Below are 20,478 nucleotides of genomic sequence, written 5' to 3' on the forward strand. Positions count from 1 at the left end.
GAGGGGATTGACCCCGGTTCCTCAAGGCCTACGATCGGTCCGCAACAACAAGAATTCAGAGCAAGAATTGAGGGAAGGTGACCCCATGCCGAACCGGCTCGAAACCCATCGCGTCGTGGCCTACAACACTGCAAAACAATCCGAAAACAAGATGCATGACGACAATGTGGCGCGCCGCTTCGGCTTTTCCGGCGGGCTGGTTCCGGGCGTCGATGTCTTCGCCTACATGATGCACGTGCCGGTGGCGCGCTGGGGCCGCGATTTCCTGTCGCGCGGGCTGGTCGAGGCGCGCTTCATCAAGCCGGTCTATGACGGCGAGACCGCCGATGTCGATGCGACCGAGCACAATGGCTTGCTCACGATCGAGGTGTTCAGCCGCACCGAGCTCTGCGCCACCGGGACGGCAACGCTGCCGGCGGCCGCCGCGACTGCGGTGTCGTTGAGCGAGTATATCGCGGTGCCTGTGGTGGCCGAGCGTAAGCCAGTCAGCGCAGCGACCTTCGAAACCGGAAATTGGCTGGGCACGACGCCCCGGCGCTGGGCCGGGCAGGATGCAGCCGACTACCTCGCCGACATCAGGGAGCCCGATCCGATCTTCGCGCGCGAGGGGCTCGGCCATCCCGGCCTGATCCAGCGCGTCATGAACCGCGTGCTGGTGGACAACACCATTCTGGGCCCGTGGATCCACGTCGGCAGCCGCATGCAGCTGCTGTCAGCCGCACGCGCCGGCGACGAGATCACCGCGCGGGCAAAAGTTACCGCGAACTACGAGAAGAAAGGCCACCGCTTCGTCGAGCTCGACGCGCTGGTGCTCGCCAACGGCACCACGCCGCTGGCGCATTGCCAGCACACCGCGATCTACCAGCCGCGCGAGCAGGCGGCGGCGTAACAACAAGCGCTGTCATGCCCCGCGAAGGCGGGGCATCCAGTACGCCGCGGCTTCTCGATTCTAGCCGCGCCGCCTCTGGAATACTGGATCGCCCGCTTTTGCGGGCGATGACAGTTGTGGACGCGGAGATTACGCAGCCTTACGCCGCCTTCGCATCCTGGATCGCGCGCCACACCCGCTCCGGGGTCAGCGGCATGTCGATATGCTTGATGCCGTAGTCGGAGAGGGCGTCGATCACTGCGTTCACCACCGTCGACAGGCTGCCGGCGCAGCCGGCTTCGCCGCAGCCCTTGCTGCCGAGCGGATTGGTCGTGGCCGGCACGGGGTGGTCGCCGACCGTCATGAACGGAACGTCCTCGGCGCGCGGCAGGGCGTAATCCATCAGCGAGCCCGTGATCGGCTGGCCGCTCTCGTCGTAGCGGATGTGCTCCATCAGCGCCTGCCCAATGCCCTGGACGACGCCGCCATGGAGCTGGCCCGCGACCAGCAGTGGGTTGATCACCGTGCCGAAATCGTTGACCGCGCTGTAGCGCACGATCTGCACGACGCCGGTTTCAGGGTCGATCTCGACCTCGGCGACATGGCAGCCGTTCGGGAAGGCCGACGGCACCGGTTCGCTGGTGTGGTCGACGTCGAGGCTGTCGGGCACGCCCTCCGGCGTCTTGCCGTCGTGCAGGCGCTTGGCGAGTTCCATGATGTCGATGCTGCGGTCGGTGCCGGCGATCGTAAAACGGCCGCCTTCGAATTCGATGTCGGCTTCGGATGCCTCCAGCATATGCGCGGCGGCGCGCTTGCCCTTTTCGATCACGAGCTTGGCGGCGCCCACGATCGCCATGCCGGTCGCGGTGATCGAGCGCGAACCGCCGGTGCCGTTGCCGGTGTGGACGATATCGCTGTCGCCCTGCACCAGCTTGACGCTGTCGAAGGGCACGCCGAGCTGCTCGCACAGCACCTGCGCGAACGGCGTGGCGTGGCCCTGACCGTAATCGAGCGTGCCGGTGATGAGCTGCACGGAGCCGTCGGGATCGAACACGATCTTGCCGAGCTCGACGCCGGGAGGTGCCGTAACCTCCAGATAGGAGCCGACGGCGATACCGCGCAGCTTGCCGGCCTTCTTGCTCTCCTTCTTGCGCTTGGCAAAATTCTCGTGGTCGGAGATTTCGAGCGCCTTGTTGAAGACAGCCTGGAAGTCGCCGCTGTCATAAGTGACGCCGGAGGACGCGGCGAACGGCATCTGGTTCTGCTTGATGAAGTTGCGCTTGCGCAAGGTCAGCCGGTTGATGCCCATCTCGTCGGCGGCGCGGTCGATCAGCCGCTCCATGTAGTAGTTGGCCTCGGGCCGGCCGGCGCCGCGATAGGCGCCCATAAGCGTGGTGTTGGTCAGCACCGTCTTGATGTCGACGGCCATCAGCGGTGTGCGATAGACGCTGGAAAAGTTCTTGCTGGTGTTGAGCGAGAGCGGACTGGGCGCAACGCCGGTGATGTAGGCGCCGAGATTGCCGTAGCCCGAGAGTTTGGCGGCGAGGAAATGCCCCTCTGCGTCCAGCGCGAGCTCGGCGTGAATCTTCTGCGCACGGCCGTGGCTGTCGGACAAGAAGCTGGTCGAGCGTTCGTCCAGCCATTTCACCGGCCGTCCCAATTCCTTAGCCGCGTACAGGATGCACATGTATTCGGGATAGTTGACGTTCTTCATGCCGAAGGAGCCGCCGACATTGGCGGTGAGGATGCGCACCTTCTCGTTCGGCACTTTCAGGTTCTTGGCGAGGTTGGCGCGGTTGCCGGCGACGCCCTGCGTCGGCATCTGGATGGTGTAACGCTCGGTCTTCTTGTCGTAGGAGGCAAGGCCAACGCGGGGCTCCATCGAGACCACGGCGACGCGGGTGTTTTCGATGTCGACCTTGGTCACGTGAGCGGCACCGGCGAAGGCTGCATTGACCTTCTCGATGTCGCCATAGTGGTAGTCGAGCGCGACATTGTTCGGGATGTGGCCATAGAGCAGCGGCGCGCCGGGCTTTGCGGCGTCCTCGGGGTCGGTCACCGCGGCCAGCGGCTCGATGTCGAGTTCGACGGCCTCGGCCGCGTCGCGCGCCTGAGCCAGCGTCTCCGCGACCACGAAGGCGACGGGATCGCCGACGAAGCGGACCTTGTCGGTCGCCAGCGGCTGGCGGTTGGTCTGGCGCAGGGGCGAGCCGTCGCGGTTCTTCAGCGGCAGGCCGCAGGTGAAGGGGCCATAGCCGGCCGCATCGAGGTCCGTGCCGGTCCAGACCCCCAGCACGCTCGGCAGTGCCTTGGCGGCGTCGGTGTTGATGCCGCGGATGATACCATGGGCATGGGTGGAGCGGACGACGACGGCATGGGCTTGGCCGGGCAGGTTGAAATCGTCGGTATAGCGGCCCTTGCCGCGCACCAGCGTGTCGTCCTCCTTGCGGCGGACCGGCTGCCCGACACCGTATTTTTGCAGTGCAATAGCGTTTTCGAGCGTGGATGATTTGGTGTGTTCTTGCATGGAAATGACCTGAAAAGCCGGCATTTGCGCATTTTCGCGCCAGCGGGGGACCGGATCCTGTTGAGATAACCCACCGGCCCGTTCACGACAACGCACGAATGGGCATGGTCCCATGTGATGCGTTGTTGCGCAGGACTGACGCACTGCTAATGTTTCAGGCGAAAAAGCAATTCCAGCTCGGCCCACCCGGCCGCGGAAAGACAATTTGTATGAATGACCACACGCGGCTCCGCGACGGCCTTGCGCCGCACGGTGAGCTGGGGTCGATGGCGGCGGTGGCGTTTGCCACTGAACCGGCCGTCGGCGCGCAAGCGCCGGGAACCGGCGTCTATGCGGCGCTGGACCTCGGCACCAACAATTGCAGGCTCCTGATCGCCTGTCCCACCCATGACGGCTTTCGCGTGGTCGATTCGTTCTCGCGCATCATCCGGCTCGGCGAGGGTGTCTCGGCAACCGGCTGCATCAGCGAGGCTGCGATCGAGCGCGCCGTCGTGGCGCTCGGCATCTGCCGCGACAAGATCAATCTGCGCAAAGCCAAGCGATTGCGGCTGATCGCCACCGAGGCCTGCCGCGCGGCCTCGAATGCGGAGGATTTTCGCAGCCGCGTCGCGGCCGAGACCGGCATCGAGCTCGAGGTGATCGACCGCGAGACCGAGGCGGCGCTCGCCGTGCTCGGCTGCTCGCCGCTGGTCAATCCCAGGGGGCGGGGCGCGATCCTGTTCGACATCGGCGGCGGCTCGACCGAGCTGGTGCGGATCGAGCGCGACTCGGAGAATCCAGAGCCGCGCATAAAAGCCTGGATGTCGATTCCGTTCGGTGTGGTCACACTGGCCGAGCAATTCGGCGGGCGCGACGTGACGCCGGAGATCTACGCTGCGATGGAGCGCGAGGTCGCCCGTCACATCACGCCGTTCGCCGAACAGCATGGCGGCGATCTTGCCGACATGCATCTGCTCGGCACGTCGGGCACCGGTGACGACGCTTGCCGGCATCCATCTCAAGCTCGCGCGCTACGACCGGCGCCGGATCGACAGCATCTGGATGAATGATACCGACGTCACCGCGACCATCAACATGCTGCTCGGCATGAGCTACGAGGAACGCGCCGGCAACAGCTGCATCAGCGTCGAGCGCGCCGATCTCGTGCTGGCCGGCTGCGCCATCCTCGATGCGATCCGCCGCGCCTTTCCGCTGCCGCGCCTGCGCGTCGCCGACCGGGGCCTGCGCGAGGGCATGCTGGTCGAGATGATGCGCGAAGACGGCGCACTCAGGAGCTGGTGAGATGGCCAAGGACACCACCGGCCGCTTGCACGTCCAGGTCAAGACCCATGGCAAGCGCAAATTGTCGTCGAAGCTCTGGCTGGAGCGGCAGCTCAACGATCCCTATGTCATCAAGGCGAAGGCGCTGGGCTATCGGTCGCGCGCCGCGTTCAAGCTGCTGGAGATCGACGACAAATATCGGCTGCTCAAGCACGGCATGGCGGTGGTCGATCTCGGCGCTGCGCCGGGCGGCTGGAGCCAGATCGCTGCCAAGCGCGTCGGCTCCGTCGACGGCAAGGGCAAGGTGATCGCGATCGACCTGTTGGACATCCCCGAGATTGCCGGCGTCGAGTTCGCTCAGCTCGATTTCATGGACAATGACGCGCCGGACAAGCTCAAGGCCATGCTCGACGGCGGCGCCGATGTCGTGATGTCCGACATGGCCGCCAACACCACGGGCCACCGCAAGACCGACCAGCTCCGCATCGTCGGCCTGATCGAGACCGCCGCCGCCTTTGCCTGCGACGTGCTGAAGCCCGGCGGAACTTTTTTGGCAAAGGCGTTCCAGAGCGGCGCCGACGCCGAGCTGCTCGCCCAGCTCAAGCGCGATTTTGCGACGGTGCGTCACGTCAAGCCTGCCGCAAGCCGTGCGGATTCCTCGGAGCGCTACGTGCTCGCGACGGGATTTCGGGGCGGGGCGACGGAATAGCAACAAACTCCGTCATTGCTCGCAATGGCGAGAAGAGAGACTATCCCAGCCGCTGATCCCGCGCGTCCTGGGTATCCTCCGTCGCTGCCTTGATGGCGGCACTCGCCGCGCCCTTGCCCGCACCCTTGCGGCTCGCGATCTCGACCGCCTTGCGGCCGGAGACTTCGTGGCCGGCATCATCGGGCATCTGCCAGAAGAACCAGCTCGACGCAGCCGAGGTCAGGGCGATCACGACGAAGGCCGGCGCAAACACGGTGGCGTTGAGCTCGCTGACATGGCTGAGCCACATCGTGGTCTCCACCGAGGCGGCACCCACGGCGACGCCGGCCGAGATCGCGAGCTGCTGGTTGACGCTGACGAGCGTGGTGGCGCGGCTCATCTGCGCAGTCTCGACGTCGGCATAGGCCACCGTGTTGATCGCGGTGAATTCCAGCGAGCGGAAGAAGCCGCCGATCACCAGGATGATCATGATGATGAGCAGCGGCGTCGTCACCGTGAACAGCGCACAGGCGGCGAGGAAAACCGCGCTGACGAGTGCGTTCACCGTCATCAGATTGCGGAAGCCGAACGCGCGGATGATGCGTGCGGCGAGCGCCTTCATGCCCATGGCGCCAAGCGAAGAGCCAAACGTGACGAGACCGGACTTGAACGGCGACAGGCCGAAGCCGATCTGCATCAGCAGCGGCAACAGGAACGGCAGCGCGCCGATGCCGAGCCGGAATATGAACCCGCCGAGAATGGCCGCGCGCAGCGTCGGCAGCCTCAGCAGCGAGAAGTCGAGCACCGGCGATCCCGTTCGCCGCGCGTGAATGACGTAGAGCGTCATCGAGATCGATCCGCCGACGACCAGGGCGGCAATCGTGCTCCACGGCAACAGATTGAGACCGGCAACCGAGAGCCCGAAGGCAATGCCGGCAAGGCCGAGGCCCGCCAGCACCATGCCGTAAAGGTCGAACGGCTCACGTTCCTCGCTCTTGATGGGATCGATGAAGCGCAAGGCCCATGAAGATGCCGAGCAGCCCGATCGGGATGTTGATCAGGAATATCCAGTGCCACGACGCATAGGTGGTGATGAAGCCGCCGAGCGGCGGCCCGATCACGGGGCCGATCAGGGCAGGGACCGTCACCCAGGCCATTGCATTGACCAGCGCGCTCTTGTCGACGGAGCGCAGCAGCACGAGGCGTCCGACCGGGGTCATCATCGCTCCGCCCATGCCTTGCAGGATGCGCGCGAACACGAAATCGTTGACGGATGTCGAGAGCGCGCAGCCGACCGAGCCGACCATGAACACGCCGACCGCGATCGCAAACACCATGCGCGCGCCGAACCGGTCGGCGGTCCACCCGCTCGCCGGGATGAACACCGCAAGCGACAGCAGATAGGAGGTGATCGCGAGCTTGAGGGTCAACGGGCTGGTGCCGATGTCGGCCGCGATCGCCGGCAGCGATGTGGCGATGACCGTCGAATCCATGTTCTCCATGAAGAGAGCAGTGGCCACGATCAGTGGAATGACGCGTTGCTTGTCGACCATGACGAATTGGTAATGGAAATCGGAAGGAAGGGCGGAGTTGCGGCTTATCACCGCCGCCGAGCCGCGACCATTGCGGATCAACGCATAGCACCTAAATCCTGCGTAACAACGGTGTGACCCCCATGCGGTTGCATCGGCCGCCGGAGATCCCGCGATGACCTACATCCTTGCCGCGCTGCTGCCGCCGATTGGGTTGCTCCTGAACGGCCAGCCGTTCTCGGCGATCCTGAACCTCGTTCTCTGCGTGGTCTGCGTGATTTTAGGCCTGGTCTTCCACGTCCTGCTGCTGGTGCCGTCGGCGCACGCTCTCATCGCGGTGCACATGAAGCGGGAGGACCGGCGGCACCGAGAGGTTGTGGACGCCATCCGCCGGCACGGGCCCAGCCATCTACGCTGAACCGGCTATCCGCGCTGAACTTGCCTAAAAAGGCCTGTGCATGGCTGGCCGGCGGTCCGATTTGCTTTGATTCGTCACCCTCCCGTGCTATCGACCCGCGTCAACCCCACCGATGGGCTCCGATTCTCCGGCGATGCCGCAAGGTACGCCGAGGGCGGCGCTCATCCATAGCTATTTGCGGCAGGGCCGCAGGAAGGAGTTGGCAAATGGCCACGGTGCAACTTCAGGGCATTCGCGAAGCCTTTACGTTCGACGACGTGCTGTTGAAGCCGGGCCTGTCGGACGTCATGCCGGGCGAGGTCGACATCCGCTCCCGCGTCACCCGCGCCATCCCGCTCAACATCCCGATCATGGCCTCCGCCATGGACACGGTCACCGAAGCCCGCATGGCGATCGCCATGGCGCAAGCCGGCGGCCTCGGCGTCATCCACCGCAATTTCGATCCCGAAGGGCAGGCCGCCCAGGTGCGGCAGGTCAAGCGCTACGAGTCGGGCATGGTGGTGAACCCGCTCACCATCAGTCCCGACGCCACGCTGGACGACGCGCTCAAGCTGATGAGCGATCACGGCATCTCGGGCATTCCCGTCGTCACCGGTGCGGGCAAGTCCACGCCGGGCAAGCTGGTCGGCATCCTCACCAACCGCGACGTCCGCTTTGCCACCGACCGCCAGCAAAAAATCTCTGAGCTGATGACGCATGAAGGTCTCGTCACGGTGCGTGAGAATGTCAGCCAGGACGAGGCGCGGCGGTTGCTGCACCATCACCGCATCGAGAAGCTGCTCGTCGTCGACGATCAATATCGCTGCGTCGGACTGGTCACCGTGAAGGACATAGAGAAGGCGGTCGCGCATCCACTGGCCTGCAAGGACGCGCAGGGGCGCCTGCGCGTCGCCGCCGCCACCACGGTCGGTGATAGCGGCTTCGAGCGCACCGAGCGGCTGATCGATGCCGGCGTCGATCTCGTCGTGGTCGACACCGCGCACGGCCATTCCCGTCACGTTCTCCATGCGGTCAACCGCATCAAGCGACTGTCCAACTCAGTGCAGGTTGTTGCCGGCAACGTCGCGACCTCTGAGGGCGCACAGGCGCTGATCGATGCGGGGGCGGACTGCATCAAGGTCGGCATCGGCCCGGGCTCGATCTGCACCACGCGCATCGTCGCCGGCGTCGGCGTGCCGCAGCTCACCGCGATCATGGATGCGGTCGAAGCTGCCAAGAAGGCCGACATTCCCGTCATCGCCGACGGCGGCATCAAGTTCTCCGGCGATCTTGCCAAAGCGCTCGCCGCTGGCGCCGACATCGCGATGGTCGGCTCGCTGCTCGCCGGCACCGACGAGACGCCCGGCGAGGTGTTCCTGTGGCAGGGCCGCTCCTACAAGGCCTATCGCGGCATGGGCTCGGTCGGCGCGATGGCGCGCGGCTCGGCCGACCGCTACTTCCAGCAGGACATCAAGGACACGCTGAAGCTCGTGCCTGAGGGCATCGAGGGCCAGGTGCCTTACAAGGGCCCGGTCGGCAACGTCATGCACCAGCTCGCCGGGGGCTTGCGCGCCGCGATGGGGTATGTCGGTGCAAAGGACATGAAGGAGCTGCATGAGAAGGCGAACTTCGTCCGCATCACCGGTGCGGGCCTGCGCGAAAGCCACGTCCACGACGTGACCATCACGCGTGAAGCGCCGAACTATCCGGGCGGCGGTTAGTCGTCTCGCTTTCGTGCCCCGGACGCAGCGCAGCGCTTCTTTAGCGGTGCGCTGCAGAGCCGGGGCCCATCTTTCCACCTGATCGCATGTGGCGTTCTGGGTCCCGGCTCTGCGCAGCAGCGCAAGGGCGCTGCAGCGCGTCCGGGACACGAGAGGCGCGCGCTCGCATCAGTGCCGGTTACTCCAATGCTTTTGTATTGACGCGCTTGCCTCCCTCCGCTTCGCTCGCGACGAAGAAAACTCCGGAGGAAGCCATCATGTCCCAAGGCAAACGCATCGTTCTCGCCGCGCGTCCCGTCGGCGAGCCCAAGCCGTCCGATTTCCGCATCGAGGAATTCGCCGTACCGTCGCCTGCGGCAGGCGAAGTCCTGCTGCGCACGATCTGGCTGTCGCTCGATCCCTATATGCGTGGGCGCATGAGCGACGGTCCGTCCTACGCGACGCCGGTGCCGGTCGGCGGCGTGATGGAAGCCGGTACGGTTTGCGAGGTCGCGACGTCCAACAATCCGAACTTCGCCAAGGGCGACATCGTGCTGTCGCGCGCGGGCTGGCAGACGCATGCGATCTCCGACGGCAAGGGGCTGAACAAGATCGACCCGAAGCTCGCGCCAATCTCGACGGCCATTGGCGTGCTCGGCATGCCCGGCATGACCGCCTACACGGGCCTGCTCGATATCGGCAAGCCGCAGGAAGGCGAGACCGTCGTCGTCGCCGGCGCCTCCGGTGCGGTCGGCTCGGCGGTAGGCCAGATCGCGAAGGTCAAGGGAGCACGCGCAGTCGGCATCGCCGGCGGCAAGGACAAATGCGACTACGTGGTGAAGGAGCTCGGTTTCGATGCATGCCTCGATCACCGCGATCCTGATCTGGCGGCGAAGCTGAAAGACGCCTGTCCGAAGGGCATCGACGTCTATTTCGAGAATGTCGGCGGCGCCGTGTTCGAGGCGGTGTTCCCGCTGCTCAACCCGTTCGCGCGCGTGCCGGTCTGCGGCCTGATCGCGCACTACAACGACACCGAGGCCAAGCCGCCGAAATGGGCGGCCAGCATGATGCGCGCGACCCTGACCAAGCGGCTGACGTTCCGTGGCTTCATCGTCTCCGACTTCGCCTCCCGCCACGGTGATTTCTTGCGCGACATGTCCGGCTGGGTCCGGGACGGCAAGGTCAAGTACAAGGAGTTCGTCACCGAGGGCCTGGAAAGCGCGCCCGGAGCCTTCATGGGGCTCCTGAAGGGCGCCAATTTCGGCAAGCAGCTGGTGCGGGTCGGGCCGGACAAGGCTTGATCCGCCGCTCCGGCCCCCTCGGGGGCGGAGATGGTTAATAAAGAGTGACCGATCGGCCACACCTGCCCGCAAAAGCCGCAAGTGTGACCGTCGGTTCATTGACGGGCCGGCGAAGGCATTGAATCATTGCGCATATTTCAGGTGCGATGATGTTAGAGATTGTTGTTTTCTGCGTAATCCTTTTGGCCGCCGGCTATTGGGCGACCATGTTCGTCATGGGCCGTCGAGACGACGTCATCCATGGCAAATTCGTTCACGGCGACGATGAGCGCGCGTTCACGCAACCCGCGATGCCCACGCCTTTGCCGCCATTCCCCAAGCGTCCGGTCAAAGCCGCGCGGCCTGCCAATGTTCAGCCTGCCAATACCGGGGCCAAGCCGGTGAACAGCGCGGCGCTGCAATCCTTGCTTGCCGCGATCCAGCAGGATCTCAAAAGCGTCGCTTGAACAGCCGCCAATTGAGCTAGTGCTCACCACCGATCTGAGCGAGCAGCTCCTCGATATCGACATCGACCTGGCCGGCCGCCCTGACGTGGCGGACCTCAAAGCTGTCGGGCTGGAAGCGGTACTCCACGAACCCGACCTCCTTGATCGCGATCCGGTCCTGGCGCGCGTCGTTGATCCCTGAAGCCGGCTGACGGCGCCCAGACGTGGCGGGTGTGGCGCCAGGTGAAGTCGCGCCGCTGGTGCACGTGACCGTTGGCGATCAGGCGCAGGTCGATATGCGCAAACATCTCGAACTGCTCGGCTCGAAGGCGAGCCCTGAGTTCATCACCAGTGAATTGAGGCCTATCGACAGTTGGTCGCCTCATCGGGAACGCCGGTTCAACTCGTTGATTGTCAGGAACAGCGGTGACGGCTAATGGACGCTAGCTGTGCCTTCCGCCGGATGGGAAGATCCCGGGAAAATTCCGATGTCCATTCAAATGGTTTTGCTGCCGGTCTTCGTGCAGGTCGGTCTCACCTTCGCGCTTCTGATCGCCATGGCGCTGGGGCGCCGGCGCGCGCTCGTCTCCGGCGAGACCAAGAGCCGCGACATTGCCCTGGGCGAGCCCAACTGGCCGCAGGACGCCACACAATTCGCCAATTGCTTACCGCAACCAGTTCGAGCTGCCGGTGCTGCTCTATGTCCTGATCGCGCTGGCGCTCCCCTTGCGCCATGCCGATCTCTTCATCGTGCTGATGTCCTGGGTGTTCGTGGTGACGCGGTTCGTCCATGCCGGCGTATTCGTCTCCTCGAACCAGCTCGGCCCGCGCTCCACGATCTGGCTCGCCGGCGTGCTCGTGCTGCTGGCGATGTGGATCTACTTCGCGCTGAAAATGCTGTTGCTGATCTAGGCGCTAATCGCCAATCCTGATCTGCAGGATTCACTGAAAGATTTGAAATGACTCCCGCTGCCCGGCTGTCCGCAGCCATCGAACTGATCGACACCATAGAGAAGGACCGCGTTCCCGCGGCCAAGGCACTGAAGGAGTGGGGCACCGCGCACCGCTTCGCCGGCTCCGGCGACCGCGCCGCGATCGCCGGCCTCGTCTGGGACGTGCTGCGCCGCTATGCATCGAGTGCGTTCCTGATGGATGCCGACACCCCGCGGGCGCGGCTGATCGGAATGCTCCGGCTCGAGCGCAACATGGACGCGGCCTCCATGGCCGCACTGTTCGACGGCAGCCGCTTTGCCCCCGCGCCGCTCACCGACGCCGAGCAGGCCGCGCTCGCCGCGCGCTCGCTGAAGGACGCCCCCGCCGCGATCGCCGGCGACTATCCGGAATGGCTGGAGCCGTACTTTGCGAAAGCATTCGGCGAGGACCGCGTAGCGGAGGCCGCCGCGATGGCGAGCCGGGCGCCGCTCGACCTGCGCGTCAACACGCTAAAATCCAATCGCGACAAGGTGCTGGGGGCGCTTGCTCATCTTCATGCGAAACCGACGCATTGGTCCGCAACCGGCCTGCGCATCGCGCTTTCGGCCGATGCACGCAACCCGGGCGTCCAGGCGGAAGAGGATTTCATCAAGGGCACAATTGAAGTGCAGGATGAGGGATCGCAGCTTGCGGCCGCTTTGACCGCGGCAAAACCCGGCGAGCAGGTGATCGATCTCTGCGCCGGCGCCGGCGGCAAGACGCTGGCGCTCGCCGCGATGATGCAGGGTAAGGGCCGGCTGATCGCAACCGACAGCGACAAGCGGCAGCTTGTTCCCATTCACGAGCGCCTGTCGCGCGCCGGCGTCCACAATGCCGATGTGCGCACGCCCAAGGGCGAGGCCGATCCGCTGGCCGACATCAGCGCCACCGCCGACCTTGTCGTGATCGACGCGCCGTGCACGGGAACCGGAACCTGGCGCCGCAACCCCGACGCCAAATGGCGCATGCGCCCGGGGGCACTGGAGATTCGCCTGAGGGACCAGACCGCGGTGCTCGATCGCGCGGTTCCGCTGGTCAAGGCCGGCGGCCGCATCGCCTACATCACCTGCTCGGTGCTGCCCGAGGAGAACGGCGAGCAGGTGAGGGCGTTCACCGGCCGCCATCCCGAATTCGCGGTGGTGCCACCCGAGCAGACCGCGAGTGTGCTCTGGGACAAGGCGGAGGAGTTTGCGCAGGCCGCGCTGCAATCGCCTGAGGGATGGCTGATGACGCCGCGGCGGACGGGCACGGACGGGTTCTTCGTCTCGCTGCTAAAGAAGTCTGGCTAGATCCACTCAAAACAAAAACCCCGCGAACCGTTACCGGTCGCGGGGTCTGTTGTCTCAACGCTTCTAACCGGTACGTCCGTGGTCAGAGCGCTGTTGCGCTGGCGATTAGCCGACGCGGAGATTGTCAGCGGAGGACTTGCCGCTGCGACGATCGGCGACGATGTCGAACGAGACCTTCTGGCCCTCGTTGAGGGTCGAGAGGCCGGCGCGCTCGACGGCGCTGATGTGCACGAACACGTCCTTGTCGCCGTCATCCGGCTGGATGAAACCAAAACCCTTTTGATTGTTGAACCACTTCACGGTGCCCATAGCCATGGGGAATTTCCTTTGCTTGAGAAGTTAACACGCAGACCGGAACGCGACATTGCGTCCATAGTCCTCATCAGTCGATGTTGGAGAATTCATCTGAAGCGTGCGCGCCCGTCAGCAACGAAGCGAAGCGGCCCAGTCGTTCGGCCAAGTATCGATGATCACAATATAGCGAGATTTTGGGGCCACTTCAAGGCACCACCCGTGGTTCGGGATGTCGCGCCAATTTGCTATTTTGCGGTGCAAATTAACCACCGGGAGGCCTCAATCGACGATGAAAAGCGTTGCCCCGGTCGCTGTGGAGGACCGATGCGCGGCGTCGCCGAAATCCGAGACCTGGTAGCTCATCCCCGCCGTGAGCTTGAACGTGCGGCCGTCGCGCAGCTCGCTGTCGAGCTCGCCTTGCAGCACGTAGAGCACGTGGCCGCGATCGCACCAATGGTCAGCGAGATAACCCGGTGAATACTCGACCATCCGCACCCGGAGATCGCCGATGTTGAGCATGCGCCACTGGGCCTGCCCGGTCTCGCCGGGATGGATGGTCGGGGTGACCTTGCTCCAGTCGGTGACGGTGAAGGGGGACGTCGGGAGTTTCATGGTGGGGTCCTGGTCTTGGTGCCGGCGGCGGTGTTGTTAGCGTATGCGTTCGCCACAGTCTCCGTCATTGCAATGACGAGGATAGGCTTAGGGCGCCAAATGATTAGCCGAGCCCTGCACGATCAGCCCCGCCGCGTTCACCCGCAAATACTCGCAGATCCGCTTTCCCCGCTCGTTCTCGTAGAACACCACCACGCTGTCAGGGCTGACGAACAATTCGATCAACGAGAAATGCAGGTTGGGCAACAGCCCGAGCGCCTTTCCCCAATAGGCGCGCAAAGCGTCCTTGCCGCGCACGGTGCCATCCGGCTCGAACCCCATCGCAGGGATGCGGTCCGAGGTCATCACGGCCTCGTCGTCGTAGAGCGTGAGCACGCGTTCGAGATCGCCAGTATTCCAGGCCTCGACCCAGGTGCGGCCGAGCGCGGCGAGATTCGACGGCTGATGATGCGGTGGCATGGCGTCCTCCCTGGTCGGCCCCTGGTGAGTGACGGGGCATATTAGGTCAATAATACTGACATATGTCCATTTGTCCATACCCAAAGAAGAATGTGGGCGCGCGGCCCGCGCGGTTGCGGGAAAAGCCCCCGTCGCGTATCTGCTTGCCATGACAGCAGCACAGAACGACCGCTCCGCGTCGACGCTCTCAGTGGCCTCGGCGCACGACAAGATTCTCATCGTCGACTTCGGCAGCCAGGTGACGCAGCTGATTGCGCGTCGCGTGCGCGAGGACGGCGTCTATTGCGAGATCGTCCCGTTCAACAAGGCCGAACAAGTTTTCAAGGAGATGAAGCCGAAGGCGGTGATTCTCTCCGGCGGGCCTGAGTCGGTGCATGAGGCCGGCTCGCCCCGCGCGCCCCAAGCAATCTTCGATTCCGGCGTGCCCGTGCTCGGCATCTGCTACGGCCAGATGACCATGGCAGCCCAGCTCGGCGGCACCGTCGAGGGCGGCCATCACCGCGAATTCGGCCGCGCCGATGTCGAGGTCAAAGCCGCGAGCGAGCAAGCTGTTCGAGGACGTCTGGTCGTCAGGCGGCAAGAACCAGGTCTGGATGAGCCATGGCGACCGCATCACGAAGATGCCGCCGGGCTTCTCCGTCGCCGGCACCTCGCCGAACGCGCCCTTCGCGATCATCCAGGACGAGACGCGCAAATATTACGGCCTGATGTTCCACCCCGAAGTGGTGCACACGCCCGACGGCGCAAAACTGATCCGCAATTTCGTGCGCAAGATCGCGGGCCTCTCCGGCGACTGGACGATGCGCGCCTTCCGCGAGGAGGAGATAGCGAAGATCCGTGCGCAGGTGGGCAAGGGCAAGGTGATCTGCGGCCTCTCCGGCGGCGTCGATTCCGCCGTGGCCGCCGTGCTGATCCACGAAGCCATCGGTGACCAGCTCACCTGCGTGTTCGTCGATCACGGCATGCTCCGCCTCGATGAAGCCAAGACCGTGGTTGACCTGTTCCGCCACCACTACAACATCCCGCTCGTGCACGTGGATGCGTCGAAGCAATTTTTGGGCGAGCTCGAAGGCGTCACCGACCCCGAGACCAAGCGCAAGACCATCGGCCGCCTTTTCATCGAGGTGTTCGAGCAGGAGGCCAAGAAGATCGGCGGCGCCGACTTCCTGGCGCAAGGCACGCTCTATCCCGACGTGATCGAGAGCGTCTCCTTCACCGGTGGCCCCTCGGTGACGATCAAGTCGCACCACAATGTCGGCGGTCTCCCTGCGCGCATGAACATGAAGCTGGTCGAGCCCTTGCGCGAGCTGTTCAAGGACGAGGTGCGCAAGCTCGGGCGCGAGCTCGGCCTGCCCGAAATCTTCGTCGGCCGCCATCCGTTCCCGGGCCCCGGCCTCGCCATCCGCTGCCCCGGCGATATCACGCGCGAAAAACTCGACATCCTGCGCCAGGCCGACGCCGTCTACATCGACCAGATCCGGAAAGCAGGCCTCTACGACGACATCTGGCAGGCTTTCGCCGTGCTGCTGCCCGTGAAGACGGTAGGCGTCATGGGCGACGGCCGTACCTACGACTTCGTCGTGGGCCTGCGCGCCGTCACCTCAACCGACGGCATGACCGCGGACTTCTACCAGTTCGATATGAAGTTCCTCGGCGAGACCGCCACGCGCATCATCAACGAGGTGAAGGGCGTGAATAGGGTGGTGTACGACGTGACCAGCAAGCCGCCTGGGACGATTGAGTGGGAGTAGGGGGGCGTAGAAAAGGCGGCGTTTGGATAGTAGCGGATAGGACTAGGAATTCAGTTTAACAGATCGTCTTCGATAGTGTCGAAATGAACGGGACACCAAACATTCACCGAGGCACTCATGAGTCCCGCATCGATGGAGTGATTGTTAGTCCAACCAGAATTCCTTCCGGCGAAAGGAACCGTGTGACAGTCTGACCCCATGGCTCCTTCTTGTTCTTGATGAGCAGTCGATAGCCTCGCGATTCCAGTTCCGCAGTTGCGCCTTCAACGTCTTCGACATCAAATTCGAGGCCATGCTTGGGGAACAGGTGTATTGTCTGGCCAGGAATCTTTGCCAAAGCAGGACTGTGCCGCCTGATCGAGCGGCCACAAGGCGAAAGTCCGAACTCCTTTCAGAGCCTCAGTATGCAGGTAACCACCCTGCTCCTTCTTGAATGAGATATTGAGGGTCTCGCCGTATAATTTTCCGCCCGCGACTCTATCGCGGACGATTGGCCCAAACCCGGCAACGAACAAGACTTTGATACGCTCGAACTCTTGCATATGAGCCATATGAGCTCCTCTTGCAGAAGCGGGACTTACGGTTCCATCAGAGACTGGCCCACACGATGGGCGCGCGTAGGCGCTGCACAGGTCGGCCATTGTGTGAACGCCAGTGCCGCCATATGGGTTTCCTACAAGGGAAACACTACGGATGTGGGTTTGGACTGACCCTTCATGGCGCTCGCCGATTCGACGCGCCATATCGGCGCGATTGGACCAAAAATCCCCGGTCGCATGGACGGTGACGGTCTTTTTTCAGCGAGGCGTTTCTGCTTACATTCGTCGGGCTTTCAAAAAATCGACCGATCGTCGGCGATAGTCGCTGAAAACCGAGCAGATTCCAAATCGCCGAAATTCTCCTTTGAATTCAAGAGTGCAAATTTCTGACGGATCGGGCAGTCGGTTCTTCGTCGTACAGGGAAAGACTTTTGTCTGTTAAATCAAAGCATTATAATCGCTCAAAATAATCGAGTGGGAGTAGGGAGTTTCCTCTCCAGGTTCGGCATCACTGGATTAGGCAGTTACTTCCTCGAGAGGCGTCGTCGCATAAATCATGGGATTTGGGGTATTCATCCATCGATCGGACTCGATCTACGATGACAGCCCGGCTGAACAATATCAGTTTCCCAGTCAATATCTCCGCCGTGTTGAAGCCTGCATCGGCGATTGGATCATCTATTACGAACCAAGCAAGGTCTCGGAGACGCGCGGCTACTTTGCGATTGCTCGGGTTCAGCAGGTGATTCCACGACCCTGGTGCCTCGGGGATGTATCTCGCTCTGATCGAGCCCGGAAGTTATCTCGATTTTGCCAATCCAGTCCCTTTCAACGGGCCGACTGGTCCCGCAGAGCGCGGCGTCCTGAATGAGCAGGGCCGAATTTCAGGACGTGCGCAGTCGGCAGTCCGCCCAATCTCTCCGGACGATTTCAATAGAATATGCGAACTCGGTTTGGCGGAGGGCGCGCCCTTGTTGCCCCGGGTGGATGAGGACGTTCGACTGCTTCAGGTTGAGGAGAGGCAGGCGCCGTTTAGGTTCGACCAGCAGAGAGACCGCGTTAGCCTCACAGTGTCGAGAGTCTTACGCGATCGAGTTTTTCGTCGGATCGTGTTGCGGGCCTATGATGAGCGTTGCGCGATTACTGGGCTAAAGCTCATCAACGGGATGGGGCGCGCAGAAGTCGCCGCGGCTCACATACAAAGGTTGAGGCGAGTGGTCCGGACATCATCAGCAATGGCATCGCTCTTTCAGGTACCGCGCATTGGATGTTCGATCGCGGTCTGATCAGTTTGGCAGACGATTTGGAGATATTGATCTCGCGCCAAACAAATGATCCCGACGGAGTGCGGTCGATCATCAACAAGACCGGTCGCGCCCTTGCGCCGCATCGGATATCCGATCGGCCTCACCCCCATTTTCTTAATTGGCATCGCGAGCATTGTTTCAAGCAATAGGTGCGGTCGTGTCAGGCACTTCCGGCCGCTCGGCGTGCCTGTGCTCGATCACATTGTCGAGTTGCCGCCCTCCTGACGGAATCCGTGCCAAACCGCAAGATCGGTCGGGCAAATCATGGCCGTCAGCGTCTAGATTGAGCCGCCACGGAGGAGGGATGATGAAGGCGGCGCTGCAAAACTATCAGGCCCGGATGCGGCGGGTGCTGGATCATATTGACCGGCATCTCGACGATGATCTGGACCTGGAAACGGTGAGCGATGTTGCGGCCTTCTCAAAATTTCATTTCCACCGGCAGTTCACGGCGACTTTCGGGTTGTCAGTGCATCGCTATATCCATCTGGCCCGTATGAAGCGCGCTTCGCATCAGCTGGCCTACATGGACGCCCTTGATGTCACTGAGATCGCGATGGATGCAGGTTACGATGCACCCGACGCCTTCGCCCGCGCCTTTCGGCAACGGTTCGGGCAATCGCCGTCATCGTTCCGGAAGTCTCCCGACCGGGAGCCGTGGCTTGCGGCCTTCGTGCCTCTCGACAACGCCAGGAGCAAGCTCATGCAGACAATTTTTACCACTGACGACGTAACGATACGCGATGTGTCCCCGACACCAGTGGCGATCATGGAGCATCGGGGCGACCCGGCAACGCTTCCCGCCACCATCCAGCGGTTCATCGCGTGGCGCAGGGCCGCCGGCCTTCACCCCAGGACAAGTCCGACCTTCAACGTCTGGCATTCCGAGCGGCGTCCTGTGCCGCCCGCCGAATATCGCGTGGACCTTTGTGTCGGGACCGGCCTTGCCCATCGAAGCGAACGGCGAAGAGATCAAAGCCGGCGAGATTCCCGGCGGACGCTGCGCCGTGCTGCGCGTCGTCGGCTACACCGACAATCTGGAACCGGCCGCGCTCTTTCTTTATCGCGAGTGGCTCCCGGCCAGCGGCGAGGAAGCGCGCGACTTCCCGATCTATTGCCAGCGGCTGAGCTTCTTCCCGGAGGTGCCGGAGCATGAGACGGTCGCGGAGCTTTTTCTGCCGCTGAAATAGCGCCGCCTCATCGTGCAGGTCGCCTTGCACAAACGCCGGGTCTCTGTTGCGCGCCCCCGTGCTACGACCGCGGCGTCCCCTCTGGAGCCTGCCTTCATGTCCACCGCCGCCGACCCCAGCCAGTCACCCGCACCCGCAACCGCCACCGAAACCGACCCCGAAACCCTCGGCTGGATGAAAGGCTTCCCGCCGGCACCGGACCGCACCGTCAGCTTCCAGAACGGCTCGTTCCGCAGCTTCCCCGAGCTGCGCTGGGGGCGTGGAGCAACATCCGCCAGCTGGTGCCGACCGTGAACGTCTGGCGCGGGGCGGGGCCCGCGTCGGTGCTTCCGCGCGAAGACCATGACATCGGCGCGGTCGCCTCGATCACGATGGATGGACGTCCCATGACGTTCGCAAAAATGCTGGAGGAGACCTATGCCGACGGCATCGCCGTGATGCATCGGGGCAAGCTGATCTACGAGCGCTACTTTGGCGCGTTGAAGCCGCACAAGCCGCATATCGCGATGTCGGTGACGAAATCGTTCACCGGCACGCTCGCCGGCATTCTGGTCGCCGAGGGCAAAATCGATCCGCAGGCGCCTGTTACGGAGTATGTGCCGGAGCTGAGGGCCAGCGCATTCGGCAATGCGCGCGTGCGGGAGGCCATGGATATGACCACGGGGCTCGCATACACCGAAGTTTACACCGACAGGAATTCCGCGGTGTGGGGGCTGCGGAGGGCGAACGGCATGGCGCCGATTCCGCCGGACTATGACGGAGCGACCAATATTTTCGATTTCCTCGTCGCGCAGAAGAAGCAGGGCGAGCACGGCAAGGCCTTTGCCTACAAGACCGTCAATTCCGACGTGCTGGCCTGGATCATCAGGCGCGCCAGCGGCATGACGTTGTCCGATCATCTCTCCGAGCGGATATGGACGCCGATGGGCGCCGAGGAGGACGCGCATTATCACGTCGATCGCATCGGCACCGAAAGCGGCGGCGGCGGCCTGTCGACCTGCTTGCGCGATCTCGCCCGCTTCGGCGAGACCATGCGCAATCACGGCCGCTTCAACGGCCGCCAGATCGTGCCATCATCTGTCGTCGAGGACATCGCGCGCGGCGGCGATCCCGAAAAATTCAAGCCGGCCGGCTACACCACGCTGCCAGGTGCGTCCTATCGTAATCAATGGTGGGTCACGCACAATGCCCACGGCGCCTACATGGCGCGCGGCGTTCACGGCCAGGGCATCTACGTCGATCCCAGGGCCGAGATGGTGATCGCGCGTTACGCCTCGCATCCGGTCGCGGGCAACGCCGCCAACGATCCCGTGACGCTGCCGGCCTACATGGCGCTGGCGAAGGAGATGATGGCCGGCGGTTGAGGC

15 protein-coding genes and 8 pseudogenes are annotated in these 20,478 nt (G+C 63.6%); 15 read left to right on the forward strand and 8 right to left on the reverse strand.

All coding sequences use genetic code 11. The annotated features are described in order from the left end of the window. Positions 1 to 85 precede the first annotated feature (85 nt). On the forward strand, positions 86 to 889 hold the full coding sequence (locus ACVWYI_RS17510; protein WP_456662736.1) for a hypothetical protein: 804 nt from the start codon (positions 86 to 88) through the stop codon (positions 887 to 889). A 139-nt stretch (positions 890 to 1,028) separates the two neighbouring features. Here the strand turns inward: ACVWYI_RS17510 and ACVWYI_RS17515 are convergent, their stop codons facing one another. Further along, positions 1,029 to 3,395, reverse strand: coding sequence for a xanthine dehydrogenase family protein molybdopterin-binding subunit (locus ACVWYI_RS17515; protein ID WP_456662737.1), 2,367 nt, complete (start codon positions 3,393 to 3,395; stop codon positions 1,029 to 1,031). 209 nt (positions 3,396 to 3,604) lie between these two features. On the opposite strand from ACVWYI_RS17515, the pseudogene ACVWYI_RS17520 reads away from it, so the two are divergent. Together ACVWYI_RS17520 and ACVWYI_RS17525 are read left to right on the forward strand one after the other, a co-directional pair. Continuing rightward, positions 3,605 to 4,676 (forward strand): annotated as a pseudogene (locus tag ACVWYI_RS17520) (Ppx/GppA phosphatase family protein). Position 4,677: 1 nt separating this feature from the next. Then, positions 4,678 to 5,364 (forward strand): RlmE family RNA methyltransferase, encoded by a 687-nt coding sequence (locus ACVWYI_RS17525; RefSeq protein WP_247346005.1) that lies wholly within the window; start codon positions 4,678 to 4,680, stop codon positions 5,362 to 5,364. Between the two features lie 40 nt (positions 5,365 to 5,404). On the opposite strand, the pseudogene ACVWYI_RS17530 reads toward ACVWYI_RS17525, so the two are convergent. Beyond that, positions 5,405 to 6,896, reverse strand: a pseudogene (locus tag ACVWYI_RS17530) (MFS transporter). Positions 6,897 to 7,050: 154 nt separating this feature from the next. Here ACVWYI_RS17530 and ACVWYI_RS17535 point away from each other — a divergent pair. The 4 genes from ACVWYI_RS17535 (at position 7,051) to ACVWYI_RS17550 (ending at position 10,719) form a co-directional block, all read left to right on the forward strand. Beyond that, positions 7,051 to 7,293 carry a hypothetical protein gene (locus ACVWYI_RS17535; protein ID WP_456662738.1) on the forward strand — a complete coding sequence of 81 codons (243 nt, stop codon included), beginning with the start codon at positions 7,051 to 7,053 and terminating at the stop codon, positions 7,291 to 7,293. 206 nt (positions 7,294 to 7,499) lie between these two features. After that, on the forward strand, positions 7,500 to 8,993 hold the full coding sequence (gene guaB, locus ACVWYI_RS17540; protein ID WP_247346022.1) for an IMP dehydrogenase: 1,494 nt from the start codon (positions 7,500 to 7,502) through the stop codon (positions 8,991 to 8,993). Between the two features lie 257 nt (positions 8,994 to 9,250). After that, positions 9,251 to 10,273 carry an NADP-dependent oxidoreductase gene (locus ACVWYI_RS17545; protein WP_456662739.1) on the forward strand — a complete coding sequence of 341 codons (1,023 nt, stop codon included), beginning with the start codon at positions 9,251 to 9,253 and terminating at the stop codon, positions 10,271 to 10,273. A gap of 149 nt (positions 10,274 to 10,422) precedes the next feature. Then, entirely contained in the window at positions 10,423 to 10,719 is a 297-nt protein-coding gene (locus ACVWYI_RS17550) for a hypothetical protein (RefSeq protein WP_456662740.1), read from the forward strand. Positions 10,720 to 10,735: 16 nt separating this feature from the next. Here the strand turns inward: ACVWYI_RS17550 and ACVWYI_RS17555 are convergent. Beyond that, positions 10,736 to 11,024: pseudogene (locus tag ACVWYI_RS17555) on the reverse strand (metallophosphoesterase); the annotation flags it as partial. Here ACVWYI_RS17555 and ACVWYI_RS17560 point away from each other — a divergent pair. The 3 genes and pseudogenes from ACVWYI_RS17560 (at position 10,923) to ACVWYI_RS17570 (ending at position 12,959) form a co-directional block, all read left to right on the forward strand. Continuing rightward, positions 10,923 to 11,135, forward strand: a complete 213-nt coding sequence (locus ACVWYI_RS17560) for a hypothetical protein (RefSeq protein WP_456664629.1) — start codon at positions 10,923 to 10,925, stop codon at positions 11,133 to 11,135. The pseudogene ACVWYI_RS17555 and the gene ACVWYI_RS17560 sit on opposite strands and share 102 nt — an antisense overlap. Before the next feature lie 51 nt (positions 11,136 to 11,186). Continuing rightward, positions 11,187 to 11,610: pseudogene (locus ACVWYI_RS17565) on the forward strand (MAPEG family protein). Between the two features lie 47 nt (positions 11,611 to 11,657). Then, a complete protein-coding gene (locus ACVWYI_RS17570) occupies positions 11,658 to 12,959 on the forward strand; it encodes an RsmB/NOP family class I SAM-dependent RNA methyltransferase (protein ID WP_456662741.1) in 1,302 nt (433 codons plus the stop codon). A gap of 105 nt (positions 12,960 to 13,064) precedes the next feature. Here ACVWYI_RS17570 and ACVWYI_RS17575 read toward each other — a convergent pair whose 3' ends face one another. The 3 genes from ACVWYI_RS17575 to ACVWYI_RS17585 form a co-directional block, all read right to left on the reverse strand. Further along, positions 13,065 to 13,274 (reverse strand): cold-shock protein, encoded by a 210-nt coding sequence (locus ACVWYI_RS17575; protein WP_007592195.1) that lies wholly within the window; start codon positions 13,272 to 13,274, stop codon positions 13,065 to 13,067. 258 nt (positions 13,275 to 13,532) lie between these two features. Then, positions 13,533 to 13,865 (reverse strand): DHCW motif cupin fold protein, encoded by a 333-nt coding sequence (locus ACVWYI_RS17580; protein ID WP_456662742.1) that lies wholly within the window; start codon positions 13,863 to 13,865, stop codon positions 13,533 to 13,535. 87 nt (positions 13,866 to 13,952) lie between these two features. After that, complete coding sequence (locus ACVWYI_RS17585) at positions 13,953 to 14,324, reverse strand: nuclear transport factor 2 family protein (protein ID WP_354046832.1); 372 nt, start codon at positions 14,322 to 14,324, stop codon at positions 13,953 to 13,955. A 148-nt stretch (positions 14,325 to 14,472) separates the two neighbouring features. Here ACVWYI_RS17585 and guaA point away from each other — a divergent pair. After that, positions 14,473 to 16,075 (forward strand): annotated as a pseudogene (gene guaA, locus ACVWYI_RS17590) (glutamine-hydrolyzing GMP synthase). Positions 16,076 to 16,190: 115 nt separating this feature from the next. On the opposite strand, the gene ACVWYI_RS17595 reads toward guaA, so the two are convergent. Continuing rightward, the gene (locus ACVWYI_RS17595; RefSeq protein WP_456662743.1) at positions 16,191 to 16,412 is read right to left on the reverse strand and encodes a VOC family protein; all 222 of its coding nucleotides are present in this window, start codon (positions 16,410 to 16,412) and stop codon (positions 16,191 to 16,193) included. Then, positions 16,354 to 16,626: a hypothetical protein gene (locus tag ACVWYI_RS17600; protein ID WP_456664630.1), complete on the reverse strand. Its 273-nt coding sequence runs from the start codon at positions 16,624 to 16,626 to the stop codon at positions 16,354 to 16,356. The genes ACVWYI_RS17595 and ACVWYI_RS17600 overlap by 59 nt, the downstream gene beginning before the upstream one ends. 165 nt (positions 16,627 to 16,791) lie before the next feature. Here ACVWYI_RS17600 and ACVWYI_RS17605 point away from each other — a divergent pair, with 165 nt between their 5' ends. The 4 genes and pseudogenes from ACVWYI_RS17605 (at position 16,792) to ACVWYI_RS17620 (ending at position 20,475) form a co-directional block, all read left to right on the forward strand. Next, entirely contained in the window at positions 16,792 to 17,004 is a 213-nt protein-coding gene (locus ACVWYI_RS17605) for a hypothetical protein (protein ID WP_456650345.1), read from the forward strand. Between the two features lie 166 nt (positions 17,005 to 17,170). Beyond that, a pseudogene (locus ACVWYI_RS17610) lies at positions 17,171 to 18,070 on the forward strand (HNH endonuclease). A 158-nt stretch (positions 18,071 to 18,228) separates the two neighbouring features. Beyond that, positions 18,229 to 19,111: pseudogene (locus ACVWYI_RS17615) on the forward strand (AraC family transcriptional regulator). A 96-nt stretch (positions 19,112 to 19,207) separates the two neighbouring features. Continuing rightward, a pseudogene (locus ACVWYI_RS17620) lies at positions 19,208 to 20,475 on the forward strand (serine hydrolase domain-containing protein). Positions 20,476 to 20,478: the final 3 nt, after the last annotated feature.

The sequence above is a fragment of the Bradyrhizobium sp. LB13.1 genome, assembly GCF_054056815.1.

Bases quoted from the DNA above. Each gene is read 5' to 3' on its own strand.
- ACVWYI_RS17585 (WP_354046832.1), bottom strand. From the start codon at position 14,324: ATGCCACCGCATCATCAGCCGTCGAATCTCGCCGCGCTCGGCCGCACC.
- ACVWYI_RS17550 (WP_456662740.1), top strand. From the start codon at position 10,423: ATGTTAGAGATTGTTGTTTTCTGCGTAATCCTTTTGGCCGCCGGCTAT.
- ACVWYI_RS17605 (WP_456650345.1), top strand. From the start codon at position 16,792: ATGGCGCTCGCCGATTCGACGCGCCATATCGGCGCGATTGGACCAAAA.
- ACVWYI_RS17515 (WP_456662737.1), bottom strand. From the start codon at position 3,395: ATGCAAGAACACACCAAATCATCCACGCTCGAAAACGCTATTGCACTG.
- ACVWYI_RS17580 (WP_456662742.1), bottom strand. From the start codon at position 13,865: ATGAAACTCCCGACGTCCCCCTTCACCGTCACCGACTGGAGCAAGGTC.
- ACVWYI_RS17535 (WP_456662738.1), top strand. From the start codon at position 7,051: ATGACCTACATCCTTGCCGCGCTGCTGCCGCCGATTGGGTTGCTCCTG.
- ACVWYI_RS17570 (WP_456662741.1), top strand. From the start codon at position 11,658: ATGACTCCCGCTGCCCGGCTGTCCGCAGCCATCGAACTGATCGACACC.
- ACVWYI_RS17545 (WP_456662739.1), top strand. From the start codon at position 9,251: ATGTCCCAAGGCAAACGCATCGTTCTCGCCGCGCGTCCCGTCGGCGAG.
- ACVWYI_RS17525 (WP_247346005.1), top strand. From the start codon at position 4,678: ATGGCCAAGGACACCACCGGCCGCTTGCACGTCCAGGTCAAGACCCAT.
- guaB (WP_247346022.1), top strand. From the start codon at position 7,500: ATGGCCACGGTGCAACTTCAGGGCATTCGCGAAGCCTTTACGTTCGAC.
- ACVWYI_RS17510 (WP_456662736.1), top strand. From the start codon at position 86: ATGCCGAACCGGCTCGAAACCCATCGCGTCGTGGCCTACAACACTGCA.
- ACVWYI_RS17600 (WP_456664630.1), bottom strand. From the start codon at position 16,626: ATGGCTCATATGCAAGAGTTCGAGCGTATCAAAGTCTTGTTCGTTGCC.
- ACVWYI_RS17575 (WP_007592195.1), bottom strand. From the start codon at position 13,274: ATGGCTATGGGCACCGTGAAGTGGTTCAACAATCAAAAGGGTTTTGGT.